Below are 15749 nucleotides of genomic sequence, written 5' to 3' on the forward strand. Positions count from 1 at the left end.
TGCCATTCCTCCTCGGGTCAGAACGCACGGGCGATCGAGACGACCGCGCGGGTCTGGGCGACGCTGTCGGTGTCACCGCTGCCGGTCAGCGCCGCGTAATTCTTGAACGCATCCGGCCGGGTCGTCGCCCAGACGGACAGCCCCAGGCTCCAGTTGTCGGCCAGCGTCTTGTTCACGCCGATCCGCGCGTAGGACCAGTTGAGGCCGGTGCTGTGGGCGATCCATTCCCGCCCGAGTTGCAGCGACACATTGACCGACTCCATCACATCGTAGGACGCGCCCAGTTCGGTGTATTGGGAGCCGCGGGTGGAACCCGTCACGCCTGCGCGGGGGTCTTCCGCCGAGAATACGCCCGGCGCCGAATTGTTGACGTTCCAGCCGTAGAAGCGCGTCAGCGTGCGGCCGTATTTCACCGACAGCCAGTCGTAGCTGATTCCAATCGACGGCTCCAGCGTATTCGGCTTCGAATGCGTGAAGGTCTTTCCGTCCAGCGCCTTGCGATAATCGCCGCCCGGGTAATAGACGTAGAGCATATTGAGGTCGACGGTGAACAGCGAGCCCAGCCCGGTCTTGTAGCCGACGTAATAGTCCGTTTCGAGATTGGCTCCCGGAACCCATTTCTCCGAAACATTGGAAGCCCAGAAGCCGGCATATACGCCCGAGGCATGCTTGAGATCGACGCCAAATTGCAGTGCCGGCCCGCCGAAGGTCTGGCTCAGGCCGCGCCAGACGTAATCGTTGCTGAAGGAAACATTACCTGTCATCGAATAGGGCGGCGCTTCCGATGTACTGATGGATTGCTCGGCAGCCTGACACGGAGCACTCAGAAGGAAGCCGGACGCCACCCCTAATGCGGCAAAGCGCGCAACGCGCAGGCCGCAGCCTTGAAACTTGATCACCATTGTCTCCTCGTTATGGATATAGGGGACTGCGTACCGCTTTCTGCGTCCCTTCCGTAACGTTAAGTCAGCGCCCAAAGCGCCGCTATCGCAAATCGGCAGACCTGAAGGTGAGACTCAAGATGCTGATTTGAATGGGTATCTTTGTTGTTGGGCGTACATCTTCCGGTTCGTCGTCAAGCGCAAGGCAGTGCGTGCTGTCCAAAATCGGCAAGTGCGCGATCGACGGTGACACCTCTTGCAGCGGCTATTTATCGTGATACTGTATTCCCGCTTCCAGGAATTCGAGATGAACGATTCGTCCCTTACGCGGCTACCCCTTTCAGAGAAATCGGCGGAAAGTGAGAACCACATCCGCTCCGTCCGCACGTCGGATCTGGAAGAGCAGGCCGCCCAGTTGAAGGGCTGGCAGCAGCATTACTCGCAGCTTTCCGCAGGGGCCTTCAAAGGGGAATTCAAGGAGCTTGAATTCCCCGGTCTCCAATTGTTTTTCGAGACGACCAGCAGCACGCTTTTCCAGACCGGTGCAATGCCGCCGGATATCGTCGCCATCGGCTTGCCATTGGCGTATGACGGTGACGGCCATTTCTGCGGTGAATCCATGTCCACCGCGGCATTGCATTGTTTTGCGGGGCAGGGCGGATTCGAATATTTGTCGCCGGAAGGCCTGGTCATGTCGGGCATCGTCATCCGGGCTTCCGACCTGCTCGATCAACTCAGCCGCACCGAAGCAGAAAAAGTCGCCCAGGTGCTCGAAAGACCGCAGCTGGTCAAGGTGGACGAAAAGAGCATCGCCTCCCTGCGCAGCTTCATCACCGGCATTTCGCTGATGGCCGAGCGCGCGCCCCAGACGCTGGAGAGTGAATATCTGCTGCACTCCCTCGGACAGTCCGTCGCCAACGCCTTCATCGACACGATGCTGACGCGCATCGACACCGAGACGGTGCGCATGAGCAACGCCCAGCGCCTCAAGCTGATCAAGAACGTGCGCGACATCGTTGTCGGCACACCCGACACGCCGCCGAGCATCCAGGAGCTCTGCGACGCGCTGAACGTGAGCCGCCGCACGCTGCAGAACTGCTTTCAGGTCGGCCTCAACTGCACACCGCTGGATTTCATCAAGATCGTCCGCCTCAACGGCGTCCGCGCCATGCTCCGCCATTGCGCCACTGTCTCGGAAGCCGCATCCCACTGGGGCTTCTGGCACTTCGGCAACTTCGCGCGGGATTACCGCGCCTTGTTCGGTACGCTGCCTTCACTCGAACACGGCCAGCTGCAGAAATTGCGTTGACGGCGCGTCAGCTCACTCGGCAGATCGATTTGGCACAACGGGTGGCGGTGCCCGATATTCCGCAACCCACTTGGGAAACTCCTCCGCGGGCATGGGCTTGGCGATGAAATAGCCCTGGGCGATATCGCAGCCGAGTGCTGCCAGCATGTCCCAGTGCTCCCGGGTTTCCACGCCTTCGGCAACGGTCTCGCAGCCGAGGTCATGGACCAGATCAATGGTGGAGCGCACGATTGCCGCGGAATCCCGATTGCCCGGCATGCTTGCCACGAAGGACTGGTCGATCTTGATGTAGTCGACCGGGAGCTTCTGCATGTAGCTCAGCGACGAGTAGCCCGTGCCGAAATCATCCACATAAAGCGGGATGCCTTCGTTACGCAGGTCGTGCAAGACACGCAATGCATACTCGGCATCTTCCATCACGGTGCTTTCGGTGATCTCAGCTTCGAGCAACCCGCGTGCGACGCCACGTTCCGCCAGCCAGCCGCGGCATTTGCTGAACAACTGGTCGTCGCGGAAGTTACGTGCAGAAAGATTGATGGCAATCGGCAATGCACATCCCTGCGCCTGCCAGTCGCGCAGCAGGTCGAGCGCCGCAAGGATCACCCATTCCGTCAGGGGCTTGATCAGCCCGGTCTGCTCGGCCAGGCCGATGAACACGCCAGGCGGGACCAAGCCAAGGCGGGGATGCTGCCAACGCACCAGCGCTTCGGCCCCACAGACGCGCCCGGAAGAGAAGACCACCTTGGGCTGCAGGAACAGGCGCAACTCCCCGCAGCCGATGGCTCGACGAAGTTCGCCGGCCATGTGCAGCCGCCCCGTTTGATCCTGCTGTTGAGCCGCCTCGAAGATGCACCGATCCAGCCCTCTGGCCTTCGCCTGATAAAGGGCCTTGCCCATTCGGCGCAGCAGATCCTGGGCCGTCGTTCCGTGCTCCGGGTACAGGGCGATGCCGATCTTGGCCGACACGTCCAGTTCGATGTCGGCGATGGGGAAGGGCCTGGACAGGCTCGCCTCCAGCGCATCGGCCAGAGTCATCGCGGCCGTGCCGTCCCTGGCGGGCGTCAGAATGGCGAACTCGTCGCCACGCAGGCGAGCCACCAGCGCAGCAGGCGGCACGCTTTCGCGCAGCCTCTGTCCGAAGGCCTGCAGGATTTCATCCCCGCGACTGGAGCCGAGTACGTCATTGATTTCCCCGAGCCGCTCGACATTGAGCTGGAGGACGGCAAAGGGTTCAGCCGAAGCGGCGCTGTCGATCGCCGCCGCGAGGGCTTCCGTGAACTCGATGGCATTCGGGAGCCCGGTGAGGGCGTCGTGGCGCATCAGATGATGCATCGCCGCCCGCACACCCTCCTGTTCGGTCCGCACGCGCAGCGTGGAAATACCGAAGGCCAGATCGTCGGCGGACTCGGTGAGCAGCTTGATCTCGTCCTCGCCGAAGGTATCGGGCTCCGGATCGTAGATGGAGAGGGCACCGATGATCTCGCCGTCCACCCGCAAGGGGCAGGCCAGCCCGGATGTCGCACCGAAAAGCCGGTCCCGCCAGACGGCATGGTTCGGGTCGGTCTGCATGTTGCGAACGCGCCCCACCAGGCCGTTGCGGATGGCCGTTGACGTAACCCCCTGTCCTTGCGCCGCATCCGAGAGATTGAGGCCGAGCGCATTGAGTGCGGCCATCCCGCCCGGATAGCCGCACTCCGCCATGGGGCGTAGGGCCTGGTCGGGGCCTTCTCCCTTGAACCAGACCACGGCGATTCCGTAGCCACCCTCGGTGACGATGGCCCGGCACATGCTGTCGAGCAGCCCTTGTTCTTCGGAGGCCCGCAACATCGCGCGGTTGCCGGCGCTCAAGGTGCGCAGGGCGCGGCTGACGTGCTCCAGCTCCCGCACGCGCAGTTCGAGCTCGATGTTGAGGGACTGGATCCGCTCTTCAAAGCGTTTGCGCTCGGTGATGTCTGTTCCAAGCACATAGTAGCCGGCGACGCTGCCGTCGGCATGAAACCGCGGGACGTACTGGATGGTTTGCCACACGCCTGCAAAAGGTTGCCAGTCGTAGGACTGGGGCTCCCCGGCCAGGACCTTGTCGATCAAGGGGCAGGCCACGGCGTAGCGATCTGCGCCGAGAATCTCCTGCACCGTGCAATCCCTGATGTCCTCGCGATCCGGCGCGAAGCGCTGGCGATACTGGTCATTGACATAGACATACCGCCGTTCGGTGCTCACATAGGCGATGAGGGCGGGCACTGCGCTGATCACGCTGCGTAGATGGCTCTCGCTCTCGCGCCATTGCTCGGTGCGTTGACGCACATCGGCGGCCAGCAGGGCATTTTGCTCGCGGATGATCCGTTCCGCCTCGCGCTCCGCACTGACATCCCGAAACACCAACACGACGCCGCACAGCCGACCGTGTGTGTCGCGGATCGGGGCTGCGCTGTCGGCAATGGGGCATTCGGAGCCGTCGAGAGCGATCAATGCGGTGTGGTTGGCCAGTCCCTCGATTTCGCCCGTGGCAAGCACCGTCGCCACCGGGATCGGTGCCGGCTCACGGGTTTCCTCGTTGATGATGCGGAAGACCGCATCCACCATGCGCCCCTTGGCTTCCTCCAGCGACCAGCCGGTAAGTCGTTCAGCCACTGGGTTCATGCGCGTGATCCGTCCATCGGCATCGGTTGCCAGCACGGCGTCGCCGATCGAATGCAGGGTCGTGCGAAGGCTCTCCTCGCTGTCGGCCAAGGCCTGCTGGCCGGCTTCAGTGGTGCGCAACTGGCGACGGATCAACAGGTAGGTCGCGGCGAGGAGGCTCGCCAGCATCGTCGAGACCAGCGCCCCTGCTGCCACCAATGTCTCGCGTGCCCGGGCATGGGCGGCTTCGCGCTGAGTCAGGTGAAGGCGCGCGTTCGCATCCATCTCCGACAACAACTGATAGGTGAGGGCACGTGTAGCGCGAAGCGGGGCGTTGGTCACAAAGACGTTGGCCGCTTCCGGCCCGTGCTCCTTGCGCAGCCACTCCACCTGCCGCGCGATGGCGAGCCGTTGATCGAGTATCTTCCGGAGCTCCAGCCAGCGCTGCTGTTGCGCCACGTTATCGATCGTCAATTGCCGGATGCTTGCGAGGCTCGCCTCCCGGGCCGCTATGGCATCGTCCCGTTCGGTGAGAATTGCCGAATCCCCGCTCAAGCGGAAGCTCTGCGTCGTCAGCTCAATCTGTAGCGAATAACCTCTGACACGGGCCAGATCGTGAAGGACAGCCTGGCTGCGTGCCACCATTTCCGCCGTTTTTTCGGCATCGTCGGCGATCTTCCACGTAGCAGTAGCCAATCCGATCACGACCAGGATTGCCGCAACAAATGCGAGCGCCACTTTGGATTCGAAACTAGACCGAAACGTTTTGGTCCCCTTTTCTTTCAGTACGCGGCAACTTCACGGCTGAAGTCCACCGACTTCCGGAGGGCTCGCTTTCGAGGCCAAGAATGGAGTCCAAGCGTTTCGCTTTTTTCCATTTGGATTTCTGCCATTCAAAAAAATATAACGCACCAAATAGCAGTACATTGATCCAAGCTAAGGGAAACGTTGAATATTTGGCAGCTTCTGGAATGGACCATTCGTGACCTTCCTCACGATCGTATCGCTGACGTGCGGACTGGCCTAGTCTGAATGAGCAGAAGGGATTTCATTTTTATCAGTGTCCGGTTAATTGACGTAACGTCATGTGATGCAGCTGCATCCGACGCTTACCGTCCTCAAGAACAGGAGGCACCAAATGCTCTGGGATGCACTCGGCGTCGGACTTTTCACGCCGCTTCTTATTCTGGCCGCCATTCTCTTCCTCGGCTCGGCCATCCGCATCTTCCGCGAGTACGAGCGGGGTGTCGTCTTCATCCTCGGCCGATTCCAGAATGTCAAAGGGCCGGGGCTGGTGATCATCATCCCCGGTATTCAACAAGTCGTGCGGGTCGATCTGCGTACCGTCGTGCTGGAAGTGCCTACGCAGGACGTGATCTCGAAGGACAACGTATCGGTCAAGGTCAGCGCCGTCGTCTATTTCCGTGTGGTGGACCCGCAGAAGGCGATCATCCAGGTCGTCGATTTCATGAACGCCACCAGCCAGCTGGCGCAGACCATGCTGCGCTCCGTGCTGGGCAAGCATCTTCTCGACGACATGCTGTCAGAGCGCGAAAGGCTTAACCTGGACATCCAGCAAGCACTCGACACGCAAACCGACGCCTGGGGCATCAAGGTCTCCAATGTCGAGATCAAGCAGGTGGACCTCACCGAATCCATGATCCGTGCGATTGCCCGGCAGGCCGAGGCGGAACGCGAGCGGCGTGCAAAGGTGATCCACGCCGAAGGCGAACTGCAGGCCTCCGAAAAGCTCTTCCAGGCAGCCAAGATCCTGGCCCAGGAACCGCAGGCCATCCAGCTGCGCTACCTCGAAACGCTCACCGTGATCGGCGCCGACAAGAACACCACCATCGTCTTCCCGCTCCCGATGGATGTCATCGCTCCGTTCATCAAGAGATGAGCCACGAACCGGGTCACTGGAACTATCGTGATCCGCGTCGCCGGCGATCTTTCCGCCGCGCGATACAGGTCTTTACATCCTTTTACCCGTTACGCCTATTAAACTTGTCCGGCTTGATGCCGATAGCAAAACAGGAAAATCATAAAGAATGAGGCCCTGAAATGGCATCCGTTACCAACGTCTCCATCCCCAGCACATCGACCGCATCCGGCTCCACCGCCACGAGTGGGAGCGGTGACGCGCAGATCGCGGCACTGCAAAAGCAACTTCAGACCGTACAGAAAAAGCTGGAGAACGCACAGAAGGATACTTCGGGAAAGAGCGCGGAGAAGATCAAGCTGCTGCAACAACAAGTTGTCGAGCTCGAAGCGCGTATCGCCCAGCTTCAGGCCCAGAAGAAGCAGGAGTCGGAAGACACGAGCAAGGCGACGGCTACCCCGTCTTCCGCGAAGGCGACAAGCGGCACACTCGGTACCAACGTGAACGAGTTCGTCTAGGCGACGGGGGCTTGATTCGTCGCCGAGGAAGTGAAGAACCTGGATGCCGATGCCTTGCTGACCCTGAATCCGGATTCGCAAGCCAGCACCTATATTGCGGGCCAGGATCTGCCGCTGGAACAAACCATCGCCAATATGCCGGGACAGGCACCAGCGCCTGATCGACGGCTACAAGAAGATGCATGCGGCGCGGGCCAGGGTGGGAGGGGTATCCAGCTAGGCTTACACATCCGGATTGAATGAAGCAGAAGAGGGCTGAGGCTCCCTTTGCGCTTTAGCGCCGATTACTTGCCGTGGCGGCCAACGCGCGCTTAAGACCGCGCACGCCAGTTTCCATTGCTTCGGGCGTCAGGTTGCCAAAGCCCAGACGCAGCCCTGGCACGGCTCGCCCGTCGATGGCGAAAGAGCGGCTGGATGCAATCATGACGCCTTCCTCATGGGCTTTGCTCACGAGCTGGTCTCCGTTGAGGAGCGGATCCAGCTGCAGCCAGAGCGCCAGGCCTCCGTCCGGCAGGCTGAAATCCGCCCAGGGCTTGAGTCCGGAAACGTATGCAGCGAACGCCAGTCGGCGCTGCTGATAGATCTTGAGTGCACGGCGAATATGCCTGCGTAGTTCTCCGGTCTGCATCAGATCTGCAACGGCGAGCTCGGTCACCGCATTACCTTGACGGTCGATCCACTGAATTTCGTTGGCGCAGCGGTCCACCACCTCCCGTGAGCCAACGACATAGCCTATCCGCAGACCAGGCGCCAGCACCTTGGACAAGGAGCCGACATAGATGATCCGCCCCGTGCGATCGCCGCTGGCCATCGGAAACATGGGACGTCGGGCGAAATGGAACTCGTGATCGTAATCGTCCTCGATGATCGCAAAGCCGAACTGTTCGGCCAGGGCCATGATATGCATGCGCCGCTCGGCCGGCATCAGCACCGTGGTTGGAAACTGGTGATGGGGCGTGATGTAGATGGCCCGGATGCGGTGCTGCCGGCACAGGCGTTCGAGGGCCTCGGGTCGCATCCCGGAGGCATCCATCTCCACCCCATGCACCTGGGCGCCCGCCGCACGAAAGGCCTCACGAGCCGGTGGGTAGCTCAAGTCATCCACCGCCACGTGGTCGCCGCTGCGGGCGAGCAGGCGTGCCGCCAGGTAGATTCCCATCTGGCTGCCGCGCACGACGCAAATGTTATCCAGGCCAACCCTCAATCCCCGTTCGGCACTCAGCATCGCCGCCAATTCCTGGCGCAATACCGGCTCGCCGCGGGGATCCCCATAGGCCAGGCGATTGGCACGTGCGGTTGTAATCAAGGCTCTCCGGTAAGCGCGGCCGAGGACCTCGAAAGGAATCAGCCGAGTATCCGGTACGCCATCGGAGAATGACACGTAGCCGCTTGCCGGTGGCGCGTCTTCATAGGGCGCTCCGTACAGCGAATAGTTGGGTTCCGGCGTCTCGTCAGACTGACGCGATGTGTCCATGGCCGGAGTGTGCGGCAACTCGGATGCCACGAAAGTGGCCTGGCGTCCTTCGGTGCGCAGCCAACCTTGCGCAATCAGCTCCTCATAAGCCAGCAGCGCCGTCTTGCGGTTGATGCCGAGCTCCTCGGCCAAGGCTCGGCTGCCGGGTAAGGGCGTTCCAGGGGTGAGGCGGCCCCGGCTGATCTCATCGACGAAGTACTGGGCAATCTGCACATGTACGGGCAGCCCCTCTTGGCGACTGATGGACAGATTGAGTTTCCAGGGGCGCAGCATGATGGTCGGACGAGTCTCGCCGTAACTGAGAAAAGGAGTGACCTGGACCAGTAAAGTTTATAAAGCTGGATGTTTTTAAGGGTCCAGGGTAAGCCTAGCATGCGCCACATCATTTGATCTGGAGCCTCTGCAATGACTGTCGTCCCTTCTCCTGGCGAACGGGTCTTCCGCCTGACCGAAATCACTTCGCTCTCGACCGACGTACGGCGTGTGGTACTGAATACAGCTGACGGTGCTGCGTTCTTCTATCGGGAAGGGCAGTTCGTCAGCGTCCGTCTGCCCGACGGCGTGCAGCGTAGCTATTCCCCAGCCAATGCGTGTGGCGCCGAGGGGCGCATCGAATTGCATATCCGTCTCCTCCGTGGCGGACACTTCTCGGCCTGGCTCAGTGGCGCCGATCGTACCGGTAGCCTGGTGACGCTCAGCGGACCTTATGGAGAGTGCGTCTGGCAGACGTCCATCCCGACCCAGGCCCCTGTTTTCATGTTGGGTACCGGAACGGGTATCGCCCCCCTCAAGGCGTTGCTGGAAAAAGCGCTGTCGGCGGACTGGCTGCAGCCGATCACCCTTTACTGGGGTGGTCGAACGCTGGACGACCTGTACCTCCGCGCGCATTTCGACGCCCTGGCTCGGCAGCACGCTCACTTCCGTTTTGTTCCCGTGCTCGCTGAGCCCACGGAGACATGGCAGGGCCAGCGCGGGTTTGTTCAGGATGCCATTGTCGCCGAGCGCCCATCCCTGGCCCAGGCCATGGTGTACGCCTGCGGATCCCCGCTGATGGTGGCCGGTGCCCGCGCACGACTGGTCGATGAACTAGGGTTGGCGCCATCCCGCTTCCTGGCTGATGCCTTCATACCCGCGGTCGTGACGGCTGCACCTACCTGCGAGCCTCTGGCGCTGACGATCCGAGCACACCTCAACGGAAAGGCGCGCCCGCTGGCGGTCACTGCAGGAAGCCCTCTGATGCCGGCGTTGGCACAAGCTGGTTTGCTGGCCGGTGTCTGTGGAGGGCAGGGCGCGTGCGGCACATGCCGCGTACGGGTCCGTCCTCCATGGCTTGAACGACTTGCGCCACCGGGGCGCCAGGAGGCCCGCCTTCTCCGTGCCCTGGATAGCCTGCCTGAGCACCGCCTTGCCTGCCAGATCGCCATGAACACAGATCTCAACGGTATTCAGCTCGACTGTAACTAATCCATTTTTTCCTACCTTTTCTGACGAAAGGAATTCCATGAGCACCCAAGATCAATCCCGCCTGGAAGCCGTTGGATCGGCCTACGACCCGGAACGCCTGCTGGCAGTCCGCGACAAGACCAGGGCGGCCATCCGGACCATCGCGGCGGCTGTCAAACCCGGGATGGTGGAAGAGGACGCCGTTGAGATGGCGCGTGACATTCTGGCGGCAGAGGGAATGGTGCGCGGCTGGCACGATGTTTACGTCCGCTTTGGCAGCAACACCACCAAGACCTTCGGGGCGGCCTCCGATCCGGGCGTTGTGCTGGGTGAGGACGATATCTTCTTCATCGACATCGGCCCGGTCTGGAAAGACTGGGAGGGCGACGGCGGCGATAGCTTCGTTACGGGAATCGATCCCGACAAACAGCGCTGCGCTGACGACGCCCGCGCGATCTTCCACGAAGTACGTCGCAGGTGGCGGGACGAAGGCGCCACCGGCCGGGCCCTCTACGCTTACGCCATGGCGTGCGCGGAAGCCCGTGGGTGGGTACTGAACATGGATCTGTCGGGACACCGCCTGGCCGACTTTCCTCACGCGGCCATCCACGAAGGCCCGCTGGCCGAGGTGGACTTCACCCCCTCCCGACTGCTGTGGGTACTGGAAATTCATATCCGTCACCCGACGGAAGGATACGGCGCCTTCTTCGAAGACCTGCTGCTCGAAGATGCCTGCTTCGGCTGACTAACATAGCGCCCGCAGCACATCGGCCAGCTTCTCGACGGCACTTTCCAGTTCGTAAGGGGCATGCGCCGCGAAGCCCATCAGAAAGCCCGCATCGTGCCGATTCGAAGCATGCAGTGCCGTCAGTCCTAACAGGTCGATACCTGCCCGGCGTGCAGATTCCACCGCTTCGTGCTCAGGGATGTCGCGGATGAACACGCAAGGCATTTGCATGCCGCCGGCAGGAACCCGAGGTTCCACGAAGTCAGCCAGATGCTGGCGAACCAGCCGCGCCAGTACATTGCGGCGTTCCGCATAGACGGCGCGCATGGTGCGTACATGGGCCCCGAAGTGGCCGCCTTCGATGAAACGCGCCAGCGTCAGTTGCGGAATCGGTGCGCTGTGTCCGTCCAGCAGCGTACGGGCCACGGTCATGGGCGCCACCAACGGTGGCGGCAGCACCATGTAGCCGATGCGCAAGCCCGGAAAAAGCGATTTGGTGAAGGTGCCGATATAAATCGTCCGCTCATACGGATCTAGCCCCTGCACACAGGCGGTGGGTTTGCCTTCGTAGTGGAACTCGCTGTCATAGTCGTCTTCGATGATCCAGCTCTGGTGTTGCCTGGCCCATTCGATGATCGCCAAGCGCCGGTTCAAAGCCAGCGCAGCTCCGGTGGGAAACTGGTGCGACGGGGTGAGGAATACCGCCCTTGCCATTTCGTCAGATCCCTGCGAAGCGTCATGCAGGTGTTCCACCTGCAGGCCATCGGCATCCAGTGGGATAGGCACGCATTCCAATCCAGCGGCATCGAATGCCTTGCGGGCGCCGTGATAAACAGGGTCTTCGATAAAGATCCGGTCGCCCGTATCAAGCAGCACGTTCGCGCACAAGGTCAGGGCTTGCTGCGAACTGGTCAGCACCAGCACGCGCTCGGCCGTGGCCTGAGCTCCCCGTTCAAGATTGATGTAATCGGCGATGGCCCTCCGCAGGGGTTCCACACCCTGTGGAGGGCTGTGCAGCAATGCCAGCGCGCCGTATTCCTTCAGTACTTGCCGCTGCAGGCGCTCCCAGGTCTGAAGCGGAAAGCTGCGCGTCTCTGGCACTCCGGGTACGAACGGTCGCGGCGCCAGAAAGTCGCGCACGCCGCCGCCCTGAAACATGGCCTTGCCACGCGAGCTGAGACGCAGTGCCGCCTTGCGCTCCTCACCCTTCGGCAGAAGGGTGCCGCGTTCCGGCAAACGCTGGGCCCGCTCCGACACGAAGCTACCGCTTCCCACGCGCCGCTCAATGAAGCCTTCCGCATGCAACTGGCCGTAGGACAACTCGACCGTATCGCGCGAAACGCCCAGGGACTTCGCCAAGGTACGCGACGCGGGCAATGGTTTGCCGACATCGAGGGCGCCATCCAGGATGAGCTGACGAATGGCGCGCTGAATGCGCACATGCAAGGGCAGGGTGCCGTGGGCTGGATTGCCGATCCAGGCCTTGACGGATTCGAGTTGCGCGTGTCTGAACAATTGGCCGGTGTCTCTTCAAGAAATTGGAGGGGAATATCCATCCATTTTAAATCTATAAACACGTTTCACAACTCACTTAACCCTTTGATCGGGGGTCCGTCAGGCCATGTCATCCGTCCTATTGCCTTCATCCGTTCGTTGGAACGATCTCGCTCACCCCGTCGTGGCGGGTCTGATCTCGGTCATCGTCAATTATGGCGGCACCTTCATTCTGGTCTTTCACGCCGCCAAGGCCGCGGGGCTTGGCCCGGAACTGACGGCCTCGTGGGTGTGGTCGATTTCCATCGGCGTGGGCGTGACCGGGATCATTCTGAGCTGGACCACCCGCGAGCCCGTCATCACCGCGTGGTCCACGCCGGCCGCGGCGTTTCTGGTCACGGCACTGGCGACCACACCCTACGCAGAAGCGGTCGGGGCCTATCTCATGTCGGCTGCCGCCTTCGTAGTGCTGGGGCTGTCGGGCTGGTTCGAGCGGGTCATCCGCCTGATTCCGCCGGGCGTGGCGGCCGGGCTGCTGGCGGGCATCCTGCTTCAGTTCGGCATCAAGGCTTTTGGTGGCATGAGCGTCGATCCTTTGCTGGCCGGGTTGTTGGTCGCCACCTATGTGGTGCTCAAACGACTCTGCGCGCGCTATGCGGTGGTGGGCATCCTGGTGCTGGGGCTGGCCTTCCTGCTGCTGCAAGATCGCGTCGATCTGTCGAGACTGACCCTGACACTGGCCACGCCGCTGTTCACCATGCCGGTGTTTTCACTCAATGCCTTGCTGAGTGTGGCGCTGCCCTTGTTCCTGATCACGCTGACCGGCCAATACATGCCCGGCATGCTGGTGCTACGCAACGACGGATTCCGAACCAGTGCCAACCCCATCGTCACCATCACCGGGCTGGGCTCATTGTTGATGGCACCGTTCGGTTCGCATGCCTTCAATATCGCTGCCATCACCGCGGCGATCTGCACGGGCCGCGAAGCGCACGAAGATCCGTCCAAGCGCTGGATTGCCGGCATCGCTGCCGGCGTGCTCTACATCCTTGTCGGTGTGTTCGGAGTCACGCTGGCCGCAGTCTTCATGGCGTTCCCGACCACCTTCATCACCACGCTGGCCGGTCTGGCGCTGCTGGGCACCATCGGCGGCAGCCTCGCCAGCGCGTTGAGTGAGGCCCGGACCCGTGAAGCCTCGCTGATCACCTTTCTGGCCGCCGCCGCCAACATCAGCCTGCTGGGCATCGGTGGCGCCTTCTGGGGATTGGTGATCGGGCTCGTGGCCTACGCGACGCTCAACGGTCGCCTGCCGCAGAGGGCTCCGAAACCTGCCGTTGCGTTCGGCGCGTCCGGCACGGGGCCCAACTGATGCCATCCACAACGCAAACCCGTCACGACCAGCATGGTCGCTATCCCGAGGCCCGCTCGGTCGAGGACTTTCAACGCAATCTGGCCGCCGTGCGCATGCGGATCGAGGCCGCATGCCTCCGCGCCGGCCGCGATCCCGCATCCGTGCGTCTGCTGCCGGTAAGCAAGACCAAGCCCGAGCCCAGCCTGCGCCTCGCTTACGCGGCGGGTTGCAGGATGTTGGGAGAAAACAAGCCCCAGGAGGCCTGCCGCAAATGGGAAGCCATGCAAGATCTGACCGACCTGCGCTGGTCGGTCATCGGTCACCTGCAGACCAACAAGGCCAGGCTGGTGGCGCGTTTCGCCACCGAGTTCCAGGCACTGGACAGCCTGCGTGTCGCCGAAGCGCTGGATCGCCGCTTGCAGGTTGAAGGGCGCGGGCTGGACGTGTTCGTGCAGGTCAACACCTCTGGCGAGGCGAGCAAATACGGCCTGGTTCCCGCGGATGTTCCGGCCTTTCTCCAGGCGCTGCCTGCATTCAGCGCGCTGCGCGTGCGTGGGCTGATGACGCTGGCGCTGTTCTCCAGCGAAGCCGAGCGGGTGCGCCAGTGCTTCGTACAACTACGTGGCCTGCGCGACCGCTTGCGTCAATGCGCACCTGCCGGAATTGAGCTGGATGAACTGTCGATGGGCATGTCCGGCGACTTCGAGATCGCCATCGAGGAAGGCGCCACCGTGGTGCGTGTCGGACAAGCCATCTTCGGCGCGCGCGCCATGCCGGACAGCCATTACTGGCCGAATGAACCCAAACTTGAGGAGTCTTAGATGCAAGCTACCCCCTCCCACCTGATGCGAGCCTATGCCCGCCAACCCGTTTCCTTCGTGCGCGGGCGCGGCGTGCAGCTCTGGGACGAGCGCGGCGTTGAGTACCTCGATGCCATTGCCGGTGTCGCGGTCACCAGCCTGGGCCACGCCCACCCGGAGATCGCGGCCGTGATTGCCGATCAGGCGGCGCTGCTGTTGCACACCTCCAACGTCTTCCGCATCGACTGGCAGGAACGGCTGGGCGAGCGCTTGTGCACGCTGACGGGGATGCAGAAAACCTTCTTCTGTAATTCGGGCGCCGAGGCCAACGAAGCGGCGCTCAAGCTGGCAAGACTGCATGGCCAGCGCAGACAGATCGCGGAACCCAAGATCCTCGTCATGGAGAATGGTTTTCACGGCCGCAGCATCGCTACGCTTTCTGCCTCGGGCAATCGGGCCAAGCAGCAAGGCTTCGAGCCGCTGCTGCCCGGCTTCTTGCGGGTGCCTTATAACGACATGGACGCGGTGCACCGAATGGCCGGGCATTCGCCCGACATCGTGGCGGTGCTGGTCGAGGTGGTGCAGGGCGAAGGCGGCATACATGTCGCCAGCGCCGACTATCTGCGTGCGCTGCGCGCCTTGTGCGACCAGCGCGGCTGGTTGCTGATGCTCGACGAGATCCAGACGGGCCTGGGACGCACCGGAGCCTGGTTCGGGCACCAGCACGCGGACATCGCTCCCGATGTGATGACGCTGGCGAAGGCGCTGGGAAACGGTTTTCCCATCGGTGCCTGTCTGGCGCGTGGTGCGGCGGCCGACCTGTTCTCGCCCGGCCAGCACGGCTCCACTTTCGGCGGCAATCCACTGGCCTGCCGGGTGGCGTGCACCGTCCTCGACATCATGGCGCGTGACAGGCTGCCGGAGCGCGCTGCGGTGCTGGGCGAGCGCTTGCGGGATGGGCTGCAGAAAGCGCTCGCCACGCATCCGCACGTCGTGTCGATCCGCGGGCAGGGCTTGATGGTGGGTGTCGAACTGGACAGGCCATGCAAGGAACTGGTTGGGCGTGCGCTCGCCGAGCAGCGTTTGCTCATCACCGTGACCCGCGACAACGTCATCAGATTGCTGCCGCCGCTGGTCTGTGACGAAGCCCAGATCGACGCCATCGTCGGTCGCCTTACGCGCCTGCTGGCCACGACTGAGGGGAATGGCCCGGGCATATTGAAGTCCGCCGCGCTGGCCGAACCGGCGGCATGA

13 protein-coding genes are annotated in these 15749 nt (G+C 62.3%); 9 read left to right on the forward strand and 4 right to left on the reverse strand.

Translation table 11 applies throughout. The features are described 5' to 3' along the window. Positions 1 to 17: 17 nt before the first annotated feature. Positions 18 to 899, reverse strand: coding sequence for a TorF family putative porin (locus tag AC1PQG_RS10700; protein WP_481122550.1), 882 nt, complete (start codon positions 897 to 899; stop codon positions 18 to 20). 289 nt (positions 900 to 1188) lie between these two features. Here AC1PQG_RS10700 and AC1PQG_RS10705 point away from each other — a divergent pair, with 289 nt between their 5' ends. After that, positions 1189 to 2190, forward strand: coding sequence for a helix-turn-helix domain-containing protein (locus AC1PQG_RS10705; protein ID WP_481122551.1), 1002 nt, complete (start codon positions 1189 to 1191; stop codon positions 2188 to 2190). 12 nt (positions 2191 to 2202) lie between these two features. Here the strand turns inward: AC1PQG_RS10705 and AC1PQG_RS10710 are convergent, their stop codons facing one another. After that, entirely contained in the window at positions 2203 to 5547 is a 3345-nt protein-coding gene (locus tag AC1PQG_RS10710) for an EAL domain-containing protein (RefSeq protein ID WP_481122552.1), read from the reverse strand. A 400-nt stretch (positions 5548 to 5947) separates the two neighbouring features. On the opposite strand from AC1PQG_RS10710, the gene AC1PQG_RS10715 reads away from it, so the two are divergent. The 3 genes from AC1PQG_RS10715 to AC1PQG_RS10725 all read left to right on the forward strand — a co-directional run bounded on the left by AC1PQG_RS10715 (position 5948) and on the right by AC1PQG_RS10725 (position 7449). Beyond that, positions 5948 to 6709: a slipin family protein gene (locus AC1PQG_RS10715; protein WP_481122553.1), complete on the forward strand. Its 762-nt coding sequence runs from the start codon at positions 5948 to 5950 to the stop codon at positions 6707 to 6709. Between the two features lie 161 nt (positions 6710 to 6870). Beyond that, complete coding sequence (locus AC1PQG_RS10720; RefSeq protein WP_481122554.1) at positions 6871 to 7206, forward strand: FlxA-like family protein; 336 nt, start codon at positions 6871 to 6873, stop codon at positions 7204 to 7206. A 30-nt stretch (positions 7207 to 7236) separates the two neighbouring features. Continuing rightward, complete coding sequence (locus AC1PQG_RS10725; RefSeq protein WP_481122555.1) at positions 7237 to 7449, forward strand: hypothetical protein; 213 nt, start codon at positions 7237 to 7239, stop codon at positions 7447 to 7449. A gap of 31 nt (positions 7450 to 7480) precedes the next feature. Here AC1PQG_RS10725 and pdxR (AC1PQG_RS10730) read toward each other — a convergent pair whose 3' ends face one another. Next, positions 7481 to 8953: a MocR-like pyridoxine biosynthesis transcription factor PdxR gene (gene pdxR / locus AC1PQG_RS10730; protein ID WP_481122556.1), complete on the reverse strand. Its 1473-nt coding sequence runs from the start codon at positions 8951 to 8953 to the stop codon at positions 7481 to 7483. Between the two features lie 132 nt (positions 8954 to 9085). On the opposite strand from pdxR (AC1PQG_RS10730), the gene AC1PQG_RS10735 reads away from it, so the two are divergent. Together AC1PQG_RS10735 and AC1PQG_RS10740 are read left to right on the forward strand one after the other, a co-directional pair. Next, positions 9086 to 10144 carry an FAD-binding oxidoreductase gene (locus AC1PQG_RS10735; RefSeq protein ID WP_481122557.1) on the forward strand — a complete coding sequence of 353 codons (1059 nt, stop codon included), beginning with the start codon at positions 9086 to 9088 and terminating at the stop codon, positions 10142 to 10144. 37 nt (positions 10145 to 10181) lie between these two features. Beyond that, on the forward strand, positions 10182 to 10868 hold the full coding sequence (locus AC1PQG_RS10740; protein WP_481122558.1) for a M24 family metallopeptidase: 687 nt from the start codon (positions 10182 to 10184) through the stop codon (positions 10866 to 10868). Here AC1PQG_RS10740 and pdxR (AC1PQG_RS10745) read toward each other — a convergent pair whose 3' ends face one another. Next, positions 10869 to 12365 carry a MocR-like pyridoxine biosynthesis transcription factor PdxR gene (gene pdxR / locus AC1PQG_RS10745; RefSeq protein ID WP_481122559.1) on the reverse strand — a complete coding sequence of 499 codons (1497 nt, stop codon included), beginning with the start codon at positions 12363 to 12365 and terminating at the stop codon, positions 10869 to 10871. It abuts the gene before it with no gap. Between the two features lie 163 nt (positions 12366 to 12528). On the opposite strand from pdxR (AC1PQG_RS10745), the gene AC1PQG_RS10750 reads away from it, so the two are divergent. From AC1PQG_RS10750 to AC1PQG_RS10760, 3 genes are read left to right on the forward strand one after another with little or no spacing between them, the layout of a single operon-like run. Beyond that, complete coding sequence (locus tag AC1PQG_RS10750; protein ID WP_481122560.1) at positions 12529 to 13713, forward strand: benzoate/H(+) symporter BenE family transporter; 1185 nt, start codon at positions 12529 to 12531, stop codon at positions 13711 to 13713. Continuing rightward, a complete protein-coding gene (locus AC1PQG_RS10755) occupies positions 13713 to 14516 on the forward strand; it encodes a YggS family pyridoxal phosphate-dependent enzyme (RefSeq protein WP_481122561.1) in 804 nt (267 codons plus the stop codon). Before AC1PQG_RS10750 ends, AC1PQG_RS10755 begins: the two co-directional genes overlap by 1 nt. After that, entirely contained in the window at positions 14517 to 15749 is a 1233-nt protein-coding gene (locus AC1PQG_RS10760; RefSeq protein ID WP_481122562.1) for an acetylornithine/succinylornithine family transaminase, read from the forward strand.

The organism is Zoogloea sp. GDB6, assembly GCF_056724105.1.

What these genes read in the sequence shown, in the direction of transcription:
- AC1PQG_RS10705 (WP_481122551.1), top strand. Translation starts at nt 1,189, where the DNA reads ATGAACGATTCGTCCCTTACGCGGCTACCCCTTTCAGAGAAATCGGCG.
- AC1PQG_RS10715 (WP_481122553.1), top strand. Translation starts at nt 5,948, where the DNA reads ATGCTCTGGGATGCACTCGGCGTCGGACTTTTCACGCCGCTTCTTATT.
- AC1PQG_RS10720 (WP_481122554.1), top strand. Translation starts at nt 6,871, where the DNA reads ATGGCATCCGTTACCAACGTCTCCATCCCCAGCACATCGACCGCATCC.
- pdxR (WP_481122556.1), bottom strand. Translation starts at nt 8,953, where the DNA reads ATGCTGCGCCCCTGGAAACTCAATCTGTCCATCAGTCGCCAAGAGGGG.
- AC1PQG_RS10735 (WP_481122557.1), top strand. Translation starts at nt 9,086, where the DNA reads ATGACTGTCGTCCCTTCTCCTGGCGAACGGGTCTTCCGCCTGACCGAA.
- AC1PQG_RS10740 (WP_481122558.1), top strand. Translation starts at nt 10,182, where the DNA reads ATGAGCACCCAAGATCAATCCCGCCTGGAAGCCGTTGGATCGGCCTAC.
- AC1PQG_RS10755 (WP_481122561.1), top strand. Translation starts at nt 13,713, where the DNA reads ATGCCATCCACAACGCAAACCCGTCACGACCAGCATGGTCGCTATCCC.
- AC1PQG_RS10760 (WP_481122562.1), top strand. Translation starts at nt 14,517, where the DNA reads ATGCAAGCTACCCCCTCCCACCTGATGCGAGCCTATGCCCGCCAACCC.